An 18,361-nucleotide genomic window follows, 5' to 3' on the forward strand; every position below is an offset into this window, starting at 1 on the left:
AAAAGTATCTTAGCTTCATCGGCAAAGTATCTTAACTTACTTCGGCCTTGAAGTTAAGATACTTTGCCGATGAAGCTAAGTGCAATCTCACATCCCCCAATTCTCCCGATCCAAGCTCCTATACTGTATCGCTTCCGCCAAATGCCGCACCTCAATACGTTCCGAATTATCCAAGTCCGCTATCGTGCGGGAGACTTTCAGGATACGGTCATAGGCACGGGCGGAGAGGCAGAGACGTTGCATGGCGGTTTTGAGGATGGAGAGGCCGGAAGCGTCGGGAACGGCGTACTGATGGAGTAGCTTGGAGTTCATCTGGGCGTTGCAATAAATACCCTCATAAGCGGCAAAACGCCTTTCCTGGATCGCACGGGCTTTTATGACCCGCTCACGGATAGCGATACTAGGCTCTGAGGGCTGTTGCTCGGAAATCTTCTCGAAAGGGACAGGGACAATCTCTATCTGGATATCGATACGGTCCAATAAAGGGCCGGAAATGCGGTTCATATATTTCTGGACGGCTCCGGGAGAACAGAGGCAAGGACGGTCCGGATGGTTGTAGTAGCCGCAGGGACAAGGATTCATGGAGGCCACAAGCATAAAGCCGGCCGGATATTCCACCGTGAAACGGGCACGGGAGATATTGATCACTCGATCTTCCAATGGCTGCCGCATGACTTCCAAGACACTCCTGTTAAATTCCGGCAACTCATCCAAAAAAAGGACACCATTATGAGCCAAGCTGATCTCTCCCGGCTGCGGGAAAGTGCCACCTCCTACCATAGCGACATTAGAGATCGTATGATGGGGAGAGCGAAAAGGACGTTGTACCATCAAGGAGGTGCCACCTCCTATCTTACCGGCTACGGAATGGATTTTAGTTGTTTCCAAGGACTCATGCAAGGTAAAGGGAGGCAAGATCGTAGGGAGACGTTTCGCCAACATGGACTTGCCACTTCCGGGAGGACCTACCATGATCAGATTATATCCGCCGGCTGCGGCCACCTCCATCGCACGCTTCACGTTCTCTTGTCCCCGGACATCGGAGAAATCGCAATCAAACAATTGCTGGCGGTCGTAAAACTCCTTACGGGTATCAATAACCGTAGGCCGCAATGTAGGTTTCCCCTCCATAAACTCCAGCACCTCTTTGATATTCGAAGCTCCATACACTTCCAGATCGTTCACCACCGCAGCCTCACAAGCGTTTTGCTTGGGTAAGATAAAGCCCTTAAAGCCTTCTTCCCTAGCCTTAATAGCGATAGGCAATGCCCCTTTTATCGGTTGGAGGCTCCCATCCATAGAAAGCTCGCCCATCAATACGAATTTGGATAAGTTGGATGAATCTATCTGCTCTGCCGCCGCCAGAATACCGATCGCCAAAGGCAGATCATAAGAAGACCCTTCCTTACGGATATCTGCGGGGGCCATATTAATAACGATACGATTGCGGGGGAATTTATAACCACATACTTGAAGAGCCGAGATAATGCGTTCATGGCTCTCACGAACGGCCACGTCCGGAAGACCGACTAAAAAGAATTGGATACCTTTGGAACAGTTCACTTCTACGGTAACGACCGTAGCGGAAATCCCCTGCACGGCAGCGGCATAAGATTTTACTAACATAGTTAAGAATTTTGAGTTACTAATTACAAATTAAAACCGGAACCTCCTGTTTTCAATCGCTCAGTCTTCGAACAAGTTCTCCAGTGTTTGCTTGATCTCGATTCCATTCTCTGTTTTCATCAAGATCTTATGATCCTCATCTATCAAGAAACAGCGTGGCAATACGCTTACGTTATACAGATCTATCAACATAGCCGCTTGTCCGGCCGAATCTGTTACCAGGTTCCACGCTATACTATCCTTCTTCAGTACATCCCGGACATTATCCGAATTATCGTCCAAGCTAACCAAAAGAATGTCCAACTGATCTTTCGGATATTTCATCGCTACCTTATCCAGATATAGATCCTCTGTCTGGCACATATCACACCAAGGAGCGGTAAATGTCAGCAATAAATATTTCTGCGGGAAAGAATCCAAACTTACCGTATTCCCATAAATATTCCTTACGGAGAAATCTGGGGCTTCCGCACCCAAAGCCGTACGTTTCGCACGGGCGCTATATTGCTCCAGCTCCTTCACCAGATAAAAGTCTTTCAACCTTGGATTCAATAACGCCAACAACTCATCAATTTTACGAGTATCATCGGGATCTGAGAAAAAAGATTGAATCAAGACAACGGATGCCTCTTCATCCGGGTTCTCTTTCACGTACCGGATCGCTTCCTCGCTCAATTGCATATTAACATTCGCCAGACGAGCGGCGATATCCGTCTCCTCGATCGTATCGTTCAAATCCTTGCTATTTAAAGAATTTGATAAATTTGTCAATTCCGTCAATAAAGGAGCGATTCTTTTCTTAAAAGCGGTCAACTTATCATTTGTCCGTCCCCCCTTTACCTGCAATAGCAATGGAGAGTTAGCGTCGCCCGTGATTTTTACGGTTTTTCCCGGTTCCAGATAAGCCGTAACCCAATGCTCTTTATCTGCAAAGAAGATAGTCACACAATGGAAACCCGCTTCATTTTGATCGATCTGGAACTGCCCGGGTTTCGTACAAGCCACGGTATCAACCACTTTATAATTATCCTTCTCAAATACAGCATATACGGTTTGATCTTCCAGATTAGAAAGTTCCCCTTCAATCCGATAGACATAATCCTTGCCACAAGATGACAAACAAATTATAAAGCCAATAATAAGTGCCAGTTTTTTTATCATTACTCCTTTTTAAGCTCTTCTTATAACAGATAATCCGGTCTAAAGGTAGGAATATTTTTTAAAACTACTTTACATTTATAATAAAATTAACGTAGTTATCATAAAAAAAGCGCAGAATTAGTAATTCCACGCTTTTTTATAAAGATATTTTTAAACCTTGACCTTTTTTGAGCAAGGTTTTTTAAGCAATTATAACTGAGGACCAGCAGCAACCAATGCCTTACCAGCTTCGTTGCCCGTGAACTTAGCGAAGTTCTTCTGGAAACGAGCAGCCAAATCCTTCGCTTTCTCATCCCATTGAGCAGGATCAGCATAGGTATCGCGAGGATCTAAGATCTTCGGATCTACGCCCGGTAATGCAGTCGGAACCTCGAAATCGAAATACGGGATCTTCTTTGTCGGAGCCTCGTTGATAGAACCATCAAGGATAGCGTCGATGATACCTCTTGTATCTTTGATAGAGATACGTTTGCCGCTACCGTTCCAACCTGTGTTCACCAAGTAAGCCTTAGCGCCAGTCATTTCCATCTTCTTAACCAACTCTTCGCCGTATTTTGTCGGGTGCAATGACAAGAAAGCAGCACCGAAACAAGCGGAGAATGTAGGAGTCGGTTCCGTGATACCACGCTCTGTACCTGCTAATTTAGCGGTAAATCCAGACAAGAAGTAGTATTGAGTTTGCTCCGGAGTCAAGATAGATACTGGAGGCAATACACCGAATGCGTCAGCAGACAAGAAGATAACTTGTTTTGCGTGCGGGCCTTTAGAAACCGGCTTAACGATGTTCTCGATGTGATAGATCGGATAAGAAACACGAGTGTTCTCTGTAACTGACTTATCAGCGAAATCGATCTTACCATCAGCGGCAACTGTTACGTTCTCAAGAAGAGCGTCACGTTTGATAGCGTTGTAGATATCCGGCTCGCTCTCTTTATCCAAGTTGATAACCTTAGCGTAGCAACCACCCTCGTAGTTGAATACACCTTCGTTATCCCATCCGTGCTCATCGTCACCGATCAACAAACGTTTCGGGTCCGTAGACAAAGTAGTCTTACCAGTACCAGACAAACCGAAGAAGATAGCTGAGCTCTTGCCCTCTTTATCCGTGTTAGCGGAGCAGTGCATAGAAGCGATCCCACGCAACGGGTTCAAGTAGTTCATGATAGAGAAGATACCCTTCTTCATCTCACCACCGTACCAAGTATTCAAGATAACTTGCTCTTTAGTCTTCAAGTTGAAAACAGTAGCAGTCTCAGAGTTCAAGCCTAATTCTTTGTAGTTGTCAACTTTAGCCTTAGCAGCGTTGAAAGAAACGAAATCAGGTTCGCCGTAGTTAGCCAATTCCTCAGCTGTCGGACGGATGAACATATTAGTTACGAAGTGAGCTTGCCAAGCAACCTCCATGATGAAACGTACTTTCAAACGAGTAGCCTCGTTAGCGCCACAGAATGTATCGACAACGAACAAACGTTTGCCAGACAATTCTTTTACAGCTTTAGCCTTCAAGTCTGCCCAAGCAGCCTCAGAACAAGGCTTGTTATCATTCTTATATTCATCAGAAGTCCACCATACAGAATCTTCGCTGGCTTCATTCTTTACGAAAAATTTATCTTTAGGAGAACGACCTGTATAAATACCAGTCATCACGTTTACAGCACCTAGCTCAGTTACTTGGCCTTTCTCGAAGCCTTCCAAACTCGGTTTAGTTTCTTCTGCGAACAGAACATCATAAGACGGATTGTGAACGATTTCTTTCACATCAACAATTCCGTACTTGCTTAAATCTAAATTAGCCATCTTGAATTTAATTTAAATGATTGACTTTATATAACTTTTCTCTCTACTCTAGTTCGATACGGTGAGGCTTTCCGACCTTTTGGAGCTTGCTGCGACTCCACCTTGTTAACCGCGGTACAAAAGTAATATTTTTTTTTATCGTACACAGCTTATTAAGGAAATTTTTCAGTAATAATTACTCTTTTCCATGCAATTAACAAAACCCTTAGTCTATTTGTAATATGGAGTTTACAAATCATATACTTTTAGCTAGCGTCTCAACTATTTCCGAAGTCGTCATCATAAGAAAGGCGCGGGATAAATATCTTGCGCCTTCTCTTATATCCGATCAGAAATATATTACTTTACCTCCCAAATCTCACCTTTCATCAAAAGGTCGTGTAATTTACGTGTAGGATTCTTCGCTTGTACCTCCTCGATTTGCTGGTGGACAGCCTCATCATAGGTCGGTCCCTCCACATCTCGTATTACGCCTAACGCAATTGGCATATCACCGCTCATCATGGCAAGCATCATATGCAAGGTGTTATCCTTCTCATGGGCGTCGTGTACCAATACGTCATCCATCGTATAACCATCTTGTCCGATCGTTACGGATTTCAGTTTTAGGCCGTCTAGCACAAGGCCTTTATCCATGTTAGCGCCGTAAACCATTTTCTCGCCATGGCGAAGGAAAATCGTACGATCCGCACGGTATGCCTTATCAACGATCCCCTTATGGATACCATCATTAAAGATCACGCAGTTTACCAACACTTCCGTAACGGAAGCGCCTTTATGACGAGCGGAAGCCGTCAATACCTCGGTCGTATTCTTCAAATCCACATCGATCGAGCGGGCGAAGAAATTACCACGGGCACCCAATGCCAACTCAGCCGGCACAAACGGATCTTCCACCGTTCCATACGGAGAGCTCTTGGATACGAAACCACGGTCGGATGTCGGGGAATACTGCCCCTTCGTCAAACCATAGATCTTATTGTTGAAAAGAACGATATTCAAATCGATATTACGACGGACAGCGTGGATAAAATGATTACCGCCGATAGCCAAGCAGTCGCCATCACCCGTAATCAACCATACGCTCAAGTCCGGGCGAGCCGTCTTTACGCCGGTAGCGATAGCCGCTCCACGACCATGGATCGTATGGAAGCCATACGTATTCATATAATAAGGTAAGCGGGAAGAACAGCCGATACCTGAGATAACTGCCATATTGTGAGGAGCCACTCCTACCTCGGCCATAGCCTTATGCAGGCAATTCAGTACCGCATGGTCGCCACAACCCGGGCACCAACGTACGTACTGGTCGCTTTTATAATCTTTCGGTTGAAATTTAGTTTCTTCTGTTGTCATCTTTTAAGCCTCCAATATTTTAGTGAATTCCTCAACTAATCTCGCAACGACAAAAGGTTGTCCCTTTACACGATTGAAGCGATACGGGTTAAATCCGGGTACCTTTCCACGTAAATAGTTAGCGAACTGGCCGTTATTTTGCTCAGCCACCACCACTTTCTTATACTTAGAAAGAACCTCAGCCGTATTCTTAGGCAGCGGGTTGATAAACTTGAAGTGAGCGAAAGCCACCTTCTTGCCATTCTCCTGCATCGTCTCCATCGTCTCGTAAAGGTGTCCGTAGGTTCCACCCCAACCAACGATCAATAAATCAGCGTCCTCATCTCCGATCACTTCCAGTTCGGGGATATAGTCGGCGATCTTATCGATCTTAGCCTGACGGGTCGTCACCATCTTCTGGTGGTTAGCCGGATCGGTAGAGATTGCGCTCGTCTCGTAGTCTTTCTCCAGACCACCCAGACGATGAGCAAAACCTTCCGTTCCCGGAATCGCCCAGTAACGAACCAAGCTTTCCTTGTTACGGCGATACGCCTTCCAAACTTTCTCGTCTTGATAATTAGCTACGTAATTCGGCTTAATCTCCGGATATTTATCCATTTCCGGAATTCTCCAAGCGGAAGAACCGTTAGCGATAAAGGCATCGGTCAACAAGATAACCGGAGTCATATGCTCCACGGCCAACTTACCCGCCCAAAATGCGGCATCAAAACAATCAGTCGGCGTAGAGGCCGCTATTACCACAGCTGGGCTCTCACCATTACGGCCATACAGCGCTTGCATCAAGTCCGTTTGCTCGCTCTTCGTCGGCAAGCCCGTAGAAGGACCGCCACGCTGAACATCGATAATCACCAAAGGCAACTCAGCGATTACAGCCAAACCGATCGCCTCGCTCTTCAAGGCAAGACCCGGTCCGGAAGTAGACGTAGCCGCCAAGCAACCGGCGAAACTAGCTCCGATAGAAGTACAGATACCGGCGATCTCATCCTCGGCCTGAACCGTGATAACGCCTAAATCCTTACGTTTAGATAATTCATGTAAAATATCAGTAGCCGGAGTGATCGGGTAACTACCCAAGAACAACTGCAAACCAGCTTTCTCGGCAGCGGCTATCAAACCATAGGAAGTAGCCTTATTACCATTCACGTCCGTATAGAATCCGGGCTCGGCTTTCTTACTCTCGATACGATACGTAGAAACCGAGGCATGGATATTATTACCATAATTATAACCGTCCGTCAAAGCCTTGATATTAGCTTGGGCGATAACCGGTTTCTTAGCGAACTTATTCTGCAACATGTGCATAGCCTCCTCCAGCGGACGCTCGAACAACCAGCAAACAAGTCCTAAGGCGAACATATTCTTACAGCGAAGAGCCGATTTATTGTCCAAGCCAAACTCAACCAATCCGTCTTTTACCATCGTAGAGATCGGAGCGGCAACAACCTGCACGCCAGTCAATCCCAGCTCAGTAAACGGATCATCGGTCGTAAACAAGGCCTTATCCAAATCACTTTTCTTGAAAGAGTCCGTGTCGATTAAAACAATCGCATTGGGTTTTAGGTGTTTTACGTTCACCTTTAGCGCGGCGGGATTCATGGCCACCAATACGTCGGCCTTATCACCGGGTGTGAAGATCTTGCGCGATCCCAAGTGCACTTGGAATCCAGATACACCACTTAGTGTTCCTTGTGGAGCACGTACTTCTGCCGGATAGTCTGGGAATGTAGAAATCTCGTTCCCGAAAACCGCGGACAGGTTTGAAAAGATTGTACCGGTTAACTGCATACCATCTCCCGAGTCTCCCGAGAAACGAATTACAACCTTCTCCAGCGTCTTAACTTTTGTCTGTTCTGCCATAATATACTTTATTAGCTTTATCGCTTATTGGTATTTAGATCGTCCGCAAAGTAAAGCATAAACTTTGCGAGTTCAAAACTTTTCCGCATCAAAAAGCAGAGAGGTATAGATCAAGATTATTAGATGATAGATTAAAATGATTAGACACATAACTATTCACTGTCTTCCCGTAATACATATATACTCCCGCCCTAAAGCCCTTATCCGATTTGATCATTCCTTGCACGGAACCGGCGTCGCCCAACGACAATAATAAAGGCACGAATATATTACTATAAGCCATCGAGGTAGTACGAGCCACCCGGTTGCTGATATTCAGTTTACAATAATGTAATACCCCATATTGCTCGAACACCGCGGGATCTTCCCTCGACAAGCAGCATGTCGTCTCAAAGCAACCGCCTTGGCTTACCCTCAGATCGATCACCAAAGCTCCCTTTTTCATCGTACGCACCAAGTCCGTAGCGATAATATAGCGATGTCTCGTATTAATATAACGCATCGCCCCGATCACCACGTCAGCGCTACGAAACGCGTTATGCAGCACATTCGGATGGAACGTGGAAGTAAAAAGCCCTTGCCCCAAGACCTGTTGTATTATACGCAATTTATTGATATCATCATCGAATACTTTCACGGATGCTCCCAAGGCCAATGCGGCACGCGCGGCCACGGTCCCGGCGTTTCCGGCCCCGATGATCACCACTTCCGTAGGGGATACGCCCGGGATACCGCCTAATAAGATCCCTTTACCTCCTTGGGTATTGCTCAACAGCTCGGAAGCGATCGTTATGGAAGCCGCCCCCTCGATCTCGGAAGTGACATTCAGCACCGGGAAACGATTATATTCATCCGCCATCAACTCATAAGAGATAGCGGTAATCCGTTTCGCCATCATCAACTCGAAAGCCTCTTGAGCGAATAAATTAAACTGCACCAATGAGAAAACGGTCGTGCGAGGTCTCATAAGCGCGATTTCCACCGGCAACGGAGGCAATATCTTCAAGATCAGATCCGCTTGGAAAACTTCCGCGGACGTATCGACAATCTCCGCCCCCGCCTCCGAGAAATGATTATCGGAATAGTTGATGCCTAATCCGGCGCCACTTTCCACCAGCACCCGGTGACCGCAATCGGTCAGCATATCCACTGCCTCCGGAGTCAACGGCAAACGTTTTTCCGCCTCGCATCGTTCACGAGGAATACCGATAAGCAAACGGTTATTCACCTTGCTGATCTCTTTCAATAATTCCTGCGGGATATAGGCCCCCTGTGCCTGCCGGCCGTCGTTCGCTTCCATATGCTATAGGATTTTCATTAACGCGTTCGATATGTCATGTACATCAGATTCTGTTAACATCTTCTCGGCATCAAACGTTATGGACGCCTTCGTATAAAACGGATTCCTTTTCTCCAGACTCTCGGCGATAAACGCCCTCAGTTCCTCCCCGGAACGTCCTTTCAACACCGGACGGGTATGTTTGCACAACTCCAGACGCTTCGCCAGCTCCTCGACTGACACCTTCAAGTAAACCGTCGTGCCAGAAGCGTTCATAAACTCCATGTTATCGAAAAAACAAGGAGCGCCTCCTCCCGTGGAGATCAGCACGTCCTCAAACTCAGCGACCTCGTGAAGCATATTCCGTTCTATCTCTCGGAAAGCCTCCTCCCCTCTCTCGGCGAATATCTGCGAAACGGCCTTATGATAACGCCCTTCGATATAGTAATCAAGATCTATGAACGAAAGACCGGCGAGCTTGGCAAGCTCCTTTCCCACCGTTGTCTTGCCCGCTCCCATATATCCGACCAAAAAAACACGTTTCATACGTTATTATAATAGTTTTCGCAAATGTAAACTTTTTCCGGGAACTCTATCTTCTTTATTCCTAAGAATCAATAAAAAAATCATAGGCCAATGGCTTTTACGGTTTGGGTCGCACGATCCACTACCAATAAAGTATGACGAGCACCGGCTATTTTCTCGGGATAGACCATCGAATCTGTAAAGTCCTGCAATAATTTGCCGTTCTTAGGGCTGATCTCCCATAGTTCCGACCGTTTATCATCGACACGAAGCGTAACAAACAAACGATCCCCTACAAACACTATCGACTGGGGAGACTTTTCAAATCCCAATGTCACCAGATACGGCGCAAAGCCCGTGTCCCCTGCCCGAATGTCCGCAGGATCGAATAAATAGATCATATTTTTATTCTGGGCCGTCACATACAAAAAGCCATCATTTCGTGCCGCTACCGCATAAGTACCCATTGCCTCTTGTAAATTTACGCTACGGCTATATATAGGTACCCGAGCAGCGGAACCGGGCTGTACATCTTGCTCCAAGACAACTACCAGTTTCCGTTTATCCCGAATAAAGACAGCCCCTTGACTAGCCGTCACATCAAACGCATGAACGGTCTGATAACCACCCTCACCCCAAGTACCCGTACCGATACAAGTAATGAACTCATACGTTTCCGCATCGAACACATCCGTACGGCTTCCCGTATTCGTGACATATATTTTCCCATACGAGCGAGTCACGCCGTTTGGCTCCCCCGCAAAGGTCTCTTTCTTATCTCCGTTCATCCACTCAACCATACTTTTCACATGACGCACATTACCGGAAGATACATCAAAGACCTCCAAACTATAATGTCCCGGAGCGTCATTTGCTACATATAGCGTATTCCCATAAAGATGGACCGCTTTCGGATGAAAAGTTTCCACAGTGGCACCGGGAATATCCAAGACTGAAAGTGTAAATGAGAGAGGAGAACCCTCATCGCCAGCCCTATCCGTCTCCATCGGAGCAAGCCCAAGCCCGCCATCTATGGCATCCAATTCCGGATCATCGATAATGTATTTCGAGGAGGTATACACGCTTTTGTTCTCTACCAAGTTCTTATTCCTCCGGGTATGCAAGAAACGGCGGGAATAAATCGGCAATTTCTTACTCACGGAAAGCTGTGAGTAAACCTTCATACAAATCGTAGGGAAGCCTCCTTCCGCCGGATAATACGTCATATTCCCACTATGCCCATATCCCAAGCAGTGCGCCAGCTCATGATACGGCACATCAGTCCCGTTGGCATCATCCGCATAATGGGTAAGATAGACATATTCACCTAATCCAAAGGTATTTCCCCCGCCCAGGCCGACAACATTCACCACACGCCCATAACACAATCCGCCATGATTCAAGATCTTTTTCTTCAATACATCTATATCCACGATTTGCTCGTTATTTATCAGCTTACCACGCCACTTCTCCAGTTCCTCGTCAAAAAGCGAGGAAGAAAACATCGCCGCCATATTCAAGGAAAGGGCAACCGCCTCACGAGCCAGATGTGGCCTGAAGTTACCCCAGTTTGAACCAGAATACTTACCAAACCAAATATTCCACTTTGGTTTCACGTTAATCATTCCTTGATATACCGGATCTCCACATTCAATCCGCAAACTTATATTCTCGGCCGCCATATCCGGATAGGCTTCTATGGTAACCTCCTCGCCGGAACGCGTATAATAAACCTTCGCCTGTTCCAGAAAAGGCAACTTCATTTTAAACTCCTGAAAAGGTAAAACCGTAGTAAACTCCGCAAACCGTACCTCGTCCTCATAGCCTTCAATCGTCGCCCATACGATCACGTTATGTATAGCCCTGGGTGAATAGAAACGAAGCATCAGCTCATTCTGCTCGGTAACCGACACCTGCAAAGGCTCATTCACCTTGAATTTTCGCTTTGACGAATCGAAAAGAACCTCGTCCGGTTCCTCATCCTGAAGGATATAAGAAGTATTCGACGAATCATAATCCTCCTCCGCCATCCGTATCAAACCATATTTACTCGTTCCTCCACTATTACCCACATTATCTTCATCCGAACATCCGAGAACAAGAAAGCCTCCCATTACAAACAGAATGACACGAATGATCGTGTATCTCAACATTTCATTCATAAATAATCTCTTACCAGTTTTGGGCGCAAAAATAGTATTTTTATTTAACTCGCATAAAAGTCACCGTTTTTATGTAATTTTGCCCCGTAGACAGATGTAGATTCGATGATGAAATTTATAGATAAGTTCAATACAATTATCCATAAGCCATTTTTCAGCAAATATAGTACCTTAATGGGGCTATGGGCATTGCTGGGAGTTATCGCATGGATTACCAAGTATTTCCCCGGGAAATATAACAACTTCTCGATCTTCAGGCAATCCTTTTGGCATACGTTGAATGAATTGCCGCTCTATGCCGCCTATCCGGAAGAATACAACGATATTTTTCACTACGGGCCGGTATTTAGCTTGGTAGTGGCTCCGTTCGCCATTACACCCTTATGGTTGGGATTGCTTACTTGGTCGGTGGCACAGAGCCTTTTCTTATTCTGGGCGATCAAGATGCTGCCGGGGATCAAGCGGGAACGTATCTTTATCTATTGGTTCTGTGCCCACGAGTTGCTTACCTCGCTTTTCATGTCGCAATTCAATATCAGTATCGCCGCTATCATTGTCCTCGCTTACGTATTGATAGAGAAAGAGAAAGACGTATGGGCCGCTTTCGTGATCATGTTGGGTACCTTTACTAAATTGTATGGGATCACGGGATTGGCGTTCTTCTTTTTCTCTCGCCATAAGATGAAGTTCAGCCTATCTTGCGTAGGATGGGCGGTCGTCATGGTCGTAGCCCCGATGATATTGTCCGGGCCGGATTATATAATGTCCCAATATACCGGTTGGTTCGAGGACTTATCCGGAAAAAATTCGGAGAACTTATTCGCGCTCATGCAGAACATTTCCTTCTTGGGAATGGTTCGTAAGATATCGGGATCGGTCAGTTACTCGGACATTTATCTGATAATAGGGGGATTAATATTATTCGGCCTGCCTTATCTACGCATCAGTCAATATAAATATGAGGCTTTCCGGAAAACGTTATTGGCCTCGGTGTTGATGTTTGTCGTACTGTTCAGCACGGGTAGCGAGTCCAGTACCTATATCATAGCGTTTATCGGAGTCGCTATTTGGTATACGGCTGTACCGTGGAAACGTTCGACATTGGATATTGTCTTGATGGTCTTCGCCTTTATATTGACCAGCATGTCTCCGTCCGATCTTTTCCCGAAATACATACGAGTGCATTATGTATACCCGTATGCGTTAAAAGCGTTGCCTTGTATGCTGATCTGGCTAAAGCTGACATTTGAGATGTGTACGAGGAGTTATAATCCGGTAAAGGTATAAATGGAATGAACGCACGAGCAGACATAGATTTGGTATTACCTTGTTACAACCCGCCTTCGGGCTGGGAGGAACAAGTAGCCACCCATTTCCGCGAAGTGGAGCGATTATTCAGCCCGGTACGTTTCCACCTTTTTATTGTCAGTGATGGTTCGAGACGGGGATACGAGCCGGAGACGATCGACCGCCTCCGGCAATTGATACCGGATGTCTGCGTCGTGGACTATAAGCCCAACCGAGGAAAAGGATATGCCTTGCGAGAGGCGGTAAAGCGATGTACCTCTCCTTACATTATTTATACAGACTACGATTTTCCATATACAAACGACTCATTCGGCAGGATGGTCGAGGCGTTGCTAGGAGGAGCGGACGTAGTCGTGGCTACCCGCAGCAAAAGTTATCAGGATAATCTACCTCCTTTCCGGCAAATGTTATCCAAACTGTCCCACATATGCAATACATGGGTCTTGCGGATCAAGATCAAGGATACGCAAGGGGGCATGAAGGGATTCAGCCAAGCGGGACAGGCGATATTCCTGACGACCCGTATCAATAGCTTCCTATTCGATACGGAATTTATCTATAAGGCAAGTCGCCGGAAAGAGATAAACTTACGGACGATCAACGCGAACATCAAAGAAGGACTGGCGGTATCCGATATGGGATTCAAGGTCCTGCGGCGGGAAGCGTTGAACTTCTTATCCATCTTATTTCATAGAGATTAATTGACATACATGATATTACTTAGTTTTGATATCGAGGAGTTTGACGCTCCATTGGAACACGGCGTGGAATTGCCGTTCGAGGAACAAATGCGTACTTCCGTAGAAGGAACCCGGAAGATACTGGCATGTCTGGCCCGTCACCGGGTAAAAGCGACTTTCTTTTGCACGGCGAACTTCGCCCTTCACGCAAAGGATTTGATCTTGGACATCCAAAAGGGTGGACATGAGATCGCTTCGCATGGTTTTTATCACTCGTCGTTCGAGACCGCCGATCTACGCAAGTCCAAAGAGGCATTGGAGGAACTGACCGGACAACCGGTGAACGGTTTCCGTATGGCCCGCATGATGCCCGTCGAAGAAGAAGAGATACATAAGGCCGGTTACTTATACAACTCGTCCTTGAACCCGACTTGTATTCCCGGCCGTTATAACCATCTGGGACAACCCCGCACCTATTTCATGAAAGATGGCGTATTGCAACTGCCCGCCTCGGTGACCCCGATCGTCCGTTTCCCCTTGTTTTGGCTGGCTTACCATAACCTTCCGGCCTCCTTGTACCGTAAGCTGGCGCTTTGGACGTGGAAAGAGGACGGTTATTTCCTAACCTATTTCCATCCGTGGGAGTTCACCTCCTTAAGTGATCGGAAAGAGCTAAAGTTACCGTTTATCATGACCAACCATTCCGGTTGCGGCATGGAAAGAAGGCTGGATGCCTTGATCCGTTTCTTCAAGGATAAAAGAGCGCCGTTCGGTACCTATACGCAATTCTCACAAGAAATCTTGAGTAAGAGCCATGGCCAAGAATAAGTTTTATGTCGTATGGAAAGGTTTGAACCCGGGAATCTATGATAACTGGGCGGAATGCAAGGCACAGGTAGACGGACAAGAGGGAGCCAAATATAAATCCTTCGAGAACCGGGAGGAAGCCGCCAAAGCCTTCGAGGCCGGCTATACCCATTACCTAAAGACCGTCTCTTCCCCGAAAGCCGTTGCCCGTCTCGCGCCGGAAGCCCCGATCGGGAACCCCATCAATGAGAGTCTTGCCGTAGACGCCGCCTGTAGCGGTAATCCCGGGGATATGGAGTACAGAGGCGTTTATACCGCTACCGGGCAAGAGATCTTCCATATCGGCCCGCTGAAGGAGGGCACGAACAATGTCGGGGAATTCCTCGCCTTAGTACACGGCCTCGCCTTGCTACAGCAAAAGGGAAGCGACCTGCCGATCTATTCGGATAGCCGCAACGCCATCAGCTGGGTCAAGAAAAAGAAATGCAAAACCCTGTTAGAACGCAAACCGGCCAACGAGCCGATCTTCGACCTCATCGAGCGGGCCGAGAAATGGTTGAACACCCATACCTATACCACCCAGATCCTCAAATGGGAAACATCCGTATGGGGGGAGATCCCGGCGGATTTCGGAAGGAAATGAGGTAAAGGTAATTAAAATTATATCGTATATTTGCCCAATATATCGAATTCAAGCCTATGAAGATCGCTTTCGACGCAAAACGGATTACGCATAACGCTACCGGACTGGGTAATTATAGCCGGTTCGTAGTGAATAGTTTGTCCGCTTCTTTCCCGGAGCATACCTATCAACTCTATACGCCGGGCAAAGGCAAAGAAGCGTTACGGAAACGGATCGAGGAGCGTCCAAGTGTCTCATTCCATTATCCGGAAGGCAGGTTCGATAAACTATTTCCGTCTTTATGGCGTACCTCGGGCCTAACGGCTACGCTTCGAAAAGAGCACGTAGATCTGTTCCATGGCTTGAGTAATGAGATTCCTATGAATCTAAAACAGAACGGAATCCCAGCGGTCGTAACGATACATGACTTGATCTTCTTGCGTTACCCGCAGCTTTATAAACCGATCGATCGTTCCATCTATACCTACAAATTCAAGCAAGCTTGTTTACGGTCGGACAAGATCATAGCGATCAGCCGACAGACGATGCGAGACATCCGGGACTTCTTCCACATTCCGGAAAGCAAGATCGAGGTTGTTTACCAAGGTTGTGACCCGATATTCGGACAAGCGGTTCAAGAAGACGTGAAATCGTCCGTACGCGAGAAATATCAGATAAACGGGCCTTATATATTATATGTAGGGAGCATCGAGGAACGGAAAAATTTATTGCTTCTGGTAAAAGCCCTGAAAGAGCTGAAAGAAGATATCTCCGTGATCGCTATCGGTAAGCATACGCCTTATACGGATACGGTAGAGACCTATATCCGGGAAAACAACCTGTCCGGTCGCATCCGTATCTTGACCCATATACCTTTTAACGAATTAGCCGCTTTCTATCAGATGGCGACCTTATTTGTCTATCCCTCGTTTTTCGAAGGATTCGGTATCCCGATCTTAGAAGCCCAACTTGCCGGTATTCCGGTGATAGCGGCTACCGGTTCTTGTCTGGAAGAGGCGGGCGGATCGTCCGCTCTATATACCGATCCGAGAAATGAGCAAGAGCTGCGCGGCTTGATAGAGTCCGTATTGAACGAGCCGAAGCTGGCCGAATCCATGCGTTCCGGCGGACGAGAGAATATACGGCGATTCATGCCCGACGTATTAGCGGCTCATTTCATGCGAGTATACGAGAATATCTCACGATCTTAGCAAATCCATTTTATCCATACACAATGAATATACTTTTAGTCTATAAAGAAGCCGACATAGCGACCTACAAAATGCTGGAAGGATTGTCCAAGCTTGAGGACTTCAACATCTATATCGCTTCCCCCCAATCGTATACCGACAAAAAGATCTATGGGAATTGTACACCCTTGGATCTGCCGGTCATTACCTCGAAGTTCAACTGGAACGTTATTCGTGCCCTGCGCGAAATCATCAAGACTTATCGGATCGACCTTATCTACTCACCAAGTAGTTCCGGTTTATCAAACGCTTTATTCGCCTCCATAGGCACACGGGCGAAAAATATCGCATACCGAGGCACGCAGGCTAAATTGAAGCGGTTCGATCCGACCTATTATCTAGGCATATTAAATCCCGCCGTAGAGCATGTCGTATGCGAGACCAAAGATATTGAGGAATATCTCTCCCGATTCATCGCACGAAAAAGACTAACAACCAGCACAAAGCCATTTGATATCGATTGGATCAAGGAGGCAGTCCGTACGCCCAAACAAGCAGACGATATTCCGGACGACGCCTTTCGTTGCATCTATATCGGAGCGACGAAGAACAGGCCGTTCAAAGGCTTAACCGATTTGATTCATGCGTTTATCTTATTGGATGATCCACGGGTACATCTTACAATCGTGGGAGAATATGGGGAAAATGATTTCCAATTAGCCCAACAGTCGAAGGTAAGCGCACAAATTCATTTTCTGGGACAGCGTTCCGACGCCATCTCTTTTCTGGTCACGTCCCAGTTGTTTATACTTCCCTCGCACCGGGATGCCTCCCCAAGAGTCGTGCGGGAGGCTATGGCTTGTTCCGTTCCTTGTATCGTAACAGATATACCGGGAGCAAGAGACTTAATCATAGACGGAGTCACCGGATTGTTAGTGCCGCCTTCTTTTCCTCAACAAATGGCGGCGTCTATCCGCTCGCTTATCGATAACCCGGAGCGATTGGAAGCGTTCGCCAAGGCCTCACGTGAGCATATCATCCAAGATTTCAGCGTAAAGGCTTATACAGATGGCTTCGCCACGTTATTCAGGTCGATCAAGAAAGCATAGATTATTTACAGATTCAGAAACAACGGATATAAGCTAATGAATAGCTATCATAAAGATGGTCCTTCATTCCATGTTTATATTGGAAGGACAGGATATTTTTCTTAAGCTCATAATTTAGCTTTGTCCGTAGGATCATCGGCTTATCCCCATTATCCCGATATCCCCGGAAACCGGCATAATTACAATCCAACGAGAACCCCCGATAGGTTCCTAACACACCTGCCCCATAACAGAAAGCGTCGTTCTGACGATTCACGACATCGTTCGTCATCCAACAATAAAAACCCGCTAAAGCTTGCACACGGATCGAAGCGTTTACATCTTTCCGCTTCCACAACGTACGTCCCAGATTGGCGTCGAACCAATAAGAGGCCGCATCCGTATAACGAGCGTCGCACAAGCGTCCGCCACTGGCGGTTTTCAGGTTGGCGCTTACCACGATATCCATCCACTTCTCGCTCCGGAGAGCTTGGAAATAAAAATTAAAGATCACGTCGCCCCGGCAAACAATCGGGGATTTCAGTTCTACCGCATAACGCTCATCCCGCACTTCCGGCGACATCTCATACCATTCTTGGAATACCCAACTGACATTCACCCCTACACGTCCCTTTACGACAGGAATGTACAAACGGGCAAAGATATCTTTCGTCTGATCGCCTCGCGTCTTATGATATTCCCCCCGAAGCTCCACTTCCCAACGGCTGGACAGGCTTCCTCCTACCAACTCGGGAATCGGAAAGGCATTTGGCCCGAAATAACGGGGCGAGTAAGTCAGATACTCTACCTTTTCCCACCATTCTAACGCCTTAACCGGAGATACATAGGTCAAAAGACAACTAACAACTAAGCAGAACCGGAGTATTTGTATTTTCATAAAAG

At 46.7% G+C, this 18,361-nt stretch carries 15 protein-coding genes; 6 read left to right on the top strand and 9 right to left on the bottom strand.

Features of this window, described 5'->3' with window-relative positions; translation table 11 throughout:
* Positions 1 to 87: 87 nt before the first annotated feature.
* The 8 genes from ACYIA1_RS15055 to ACYIA1_RS15090 form a co-directional block, all read right to left on the bottom strand.
* Positions 88 to 1,626, bottom strand: a complete 1,539-nt coding sequence (locus tag ACYIA1_RS15055; protein WP_480335716.1) for a YifB family Mg chelatase-like AAA ATPase — start codon at positions 1,624 to 1,626, stop codon at positions 88 to 90.
* 60 nt (positions 1,627 to 1,686) lie between these two features.
* The gene (locus tag ACYIA1_RS15060; RefSeq protein WP_480335717.1) at positions 1,687 to 2,787 is read right to left on the bottom strand and encodes a redoxin domain-containing protein; all 1,101 of its coding nucleotides are present in this window, start codon (positions 2,785 to 2,787) and stop codon (positions 1,687 to 1,689) included.
* 189 nt (positions 2,788 to 2,976) lie between these two features.
* Positions 2,977 to 4,584: a phosphoenolpyruvate carboxykinase (ATP) gene (gene pckA / locus ACYIA1_RS15065; protein WP_005860732.1), complete on the bottom strand. Its 1,608-nt coding sequence runs from the start codon at positions 4,582 to 4,584 to the stop codon at positions 2,977 to 2,979.
* 339 nt (positions 4,585 to 4,923) lie between these two features.
* Positions 4,924 to 5,940, bottom strand: a complete 1,017-nt coding sequence (locus tag ACYIA1_RS15070) for a 2-oxoacid:ferredoxin oxidoreductase subunit beta (protein ID WP_005864059.1) — start codon at positions 5,938 to 5,940, stop codon at positions 4,924 to 4,926.
* A 3-nt stretch (positions 5,941 to 5,943) separates the two neighbouring features.
* Complete coding sequence (locus ACYIA1_RS15075; protein WP_005860728.1) at positions 5,944 to 7,797, bottom strand: 2-oxoacid:acceptor oxidoreductase subunit alpha; 1,854 nt, start codon at positions 7,795 to 7,797, stop codon at positions 5,944 to 5,946.
* An 88-nt stretch (positions 7,798 to 7,885) separates the two neighbouring features.
* Complete coding sequence (locus ACYIA1_RS15080) at positions 7,886 to 9,097, bottom strand: alanine dehydrogenase (protein ID WP_480335720.1); 1,212 nt, start codon at positions 9,095 to 9,097, stop codon at positions 7,886 to 7,888.
* Positions 9,098 to 9,100: 3 nt separating this feature from the next.
* Entirely contained in the window at positions 9,101 to 9,622 is a 522-nt protein-coding gene (locus ACYIA1_RS15085) for a shikimate kinase (protein ID WP_005860724.1), read from the bottom strand.
* Between the two features lie 80 nt (positions 9,623 to 9,702).
* Positions 9,703 to 11,763 (bottom strand): hypothetical protein, encoded by a 2,061-nt coding sequence (locus ACYIA1_RS15090; RefSeq protein ID WP_480335722.1) that lies wholly within the window; start codon positions 11,761 to 11,763, stop codon positions 9,703 to 9,705.
* 105 nt (positions 11,764 to 11,868) lie between these two features.
* On the opposite strand from ACYIA1_RS15090, the gene ACYIA1_RS15095 reads away from it, so the two are divergent.
* The 6 genes from ACYIA1_RS15095 to ACYIA1_RS15120 are packed head-to-tail and all read left to right on the top strand — an operon-like array spanning position 11,869 to position 17,479.
* On the top strand, positions 11,869 to 13,050 hold the full coding sequence (locus ACYIA1_RS15095; RefSeq protein ID WP_288655548.1) for a glycosyltransferase family 87 protein: 1,182 nt from the start codon (positions 11,869 to 11,871) through the stop codon (positions 13,048 to 13,050).
* Between the two features lie 5 nt (positions 13,051 to 13,055).
* Positions 13,056 to 13,772, top strand: coding sequence for a glycosyltransferase family 2 protein (locus ACYIA1_RS15100; RefSeq protein WP_087345473.1), 717 nt, complete (start codon positions 13,056 to 13,058; stop codon positions 13,770 to 13,772).
* Between the two features lie 9 nt (positions 13,773 to 13,781).
* Positions 13,782 to 14,579, top strand: coding sequence for a polysaccharide deacetylase family protein (locus ACYIA1_RS15105; protein ID WP_005860716.1), 798 nt, complete (start codon positions 13,782 to 13,784; stop codon positions 14,577 to 14,579).
* The gene (locus tag ACYIA1_RS15110) at positions 14,566 to 15,201 is read left to right on the top strand and encodes a ribonuclease H1 domain-containing protein (RefSeq protein WP_121962200.1); all 636 of its coding nucleotides are present in this window, start codon (positions 14,566 to 14,568) and stop codon (positions 15,199 to 15,201) included. Before ACYIA1_RS15105 ends, ACYIA1_RS15110 begins: the two co-directional genes overlap by 14 nt.
* A gap of 56 nt (positions 15,202 to 15,257) precedes the next feature.
* Positions 15,258 to 16,391 carry a glycosyltransferase family 4 protein gene (locus tag ACYIA1_RS15115; RefSeq protein WP_195205671.1) on the top strand — a complete coding sequence of 378 codons (1,134 nt, stop codon included), beginning with the start codon at positions 15,258 to 15,260 and terminating at the stop codon, positions 16,389 to 16,391.
* 23 nt (positions 16,392 to 16,414) lie between these two features.
* The gene (locus ACYIA1_RS15120; protein WP_259012305.1) at positions 16,415 to 17,479 is read left to right on the top strand and encodes a glycosyltransferase; all 1,065 of its coding nucleotides are present in this window, start codon (positions 16,415 to 16,417) and stop codon (positions 17,477 to 17,479) included.
* 13 nt (positions 17,480 to 17,492) lie between these two features.
* Here ACYIA1_RS15120 and ACYIA1_RS15125 read toward each other — a convergent pair whose 3' ends face one another.
* On the bottom strand, positions 17,493 to 18,356 hold the full coding sequence (locus tag ACYIA1_RS15125; protein WP_122369597.1) for a hypothetical protein: 864 nt from the start codon (positions 18,354 to 18,356) through the stop codon (positions 17,493 to 17,495).
* Positions 18,357 to 18,361: the final 5 nt, after the last annotated feature.

The sequence above is a fragment of the Parabacteroides sp. KHUB-02 genome, from assembly GCF_056640955.1.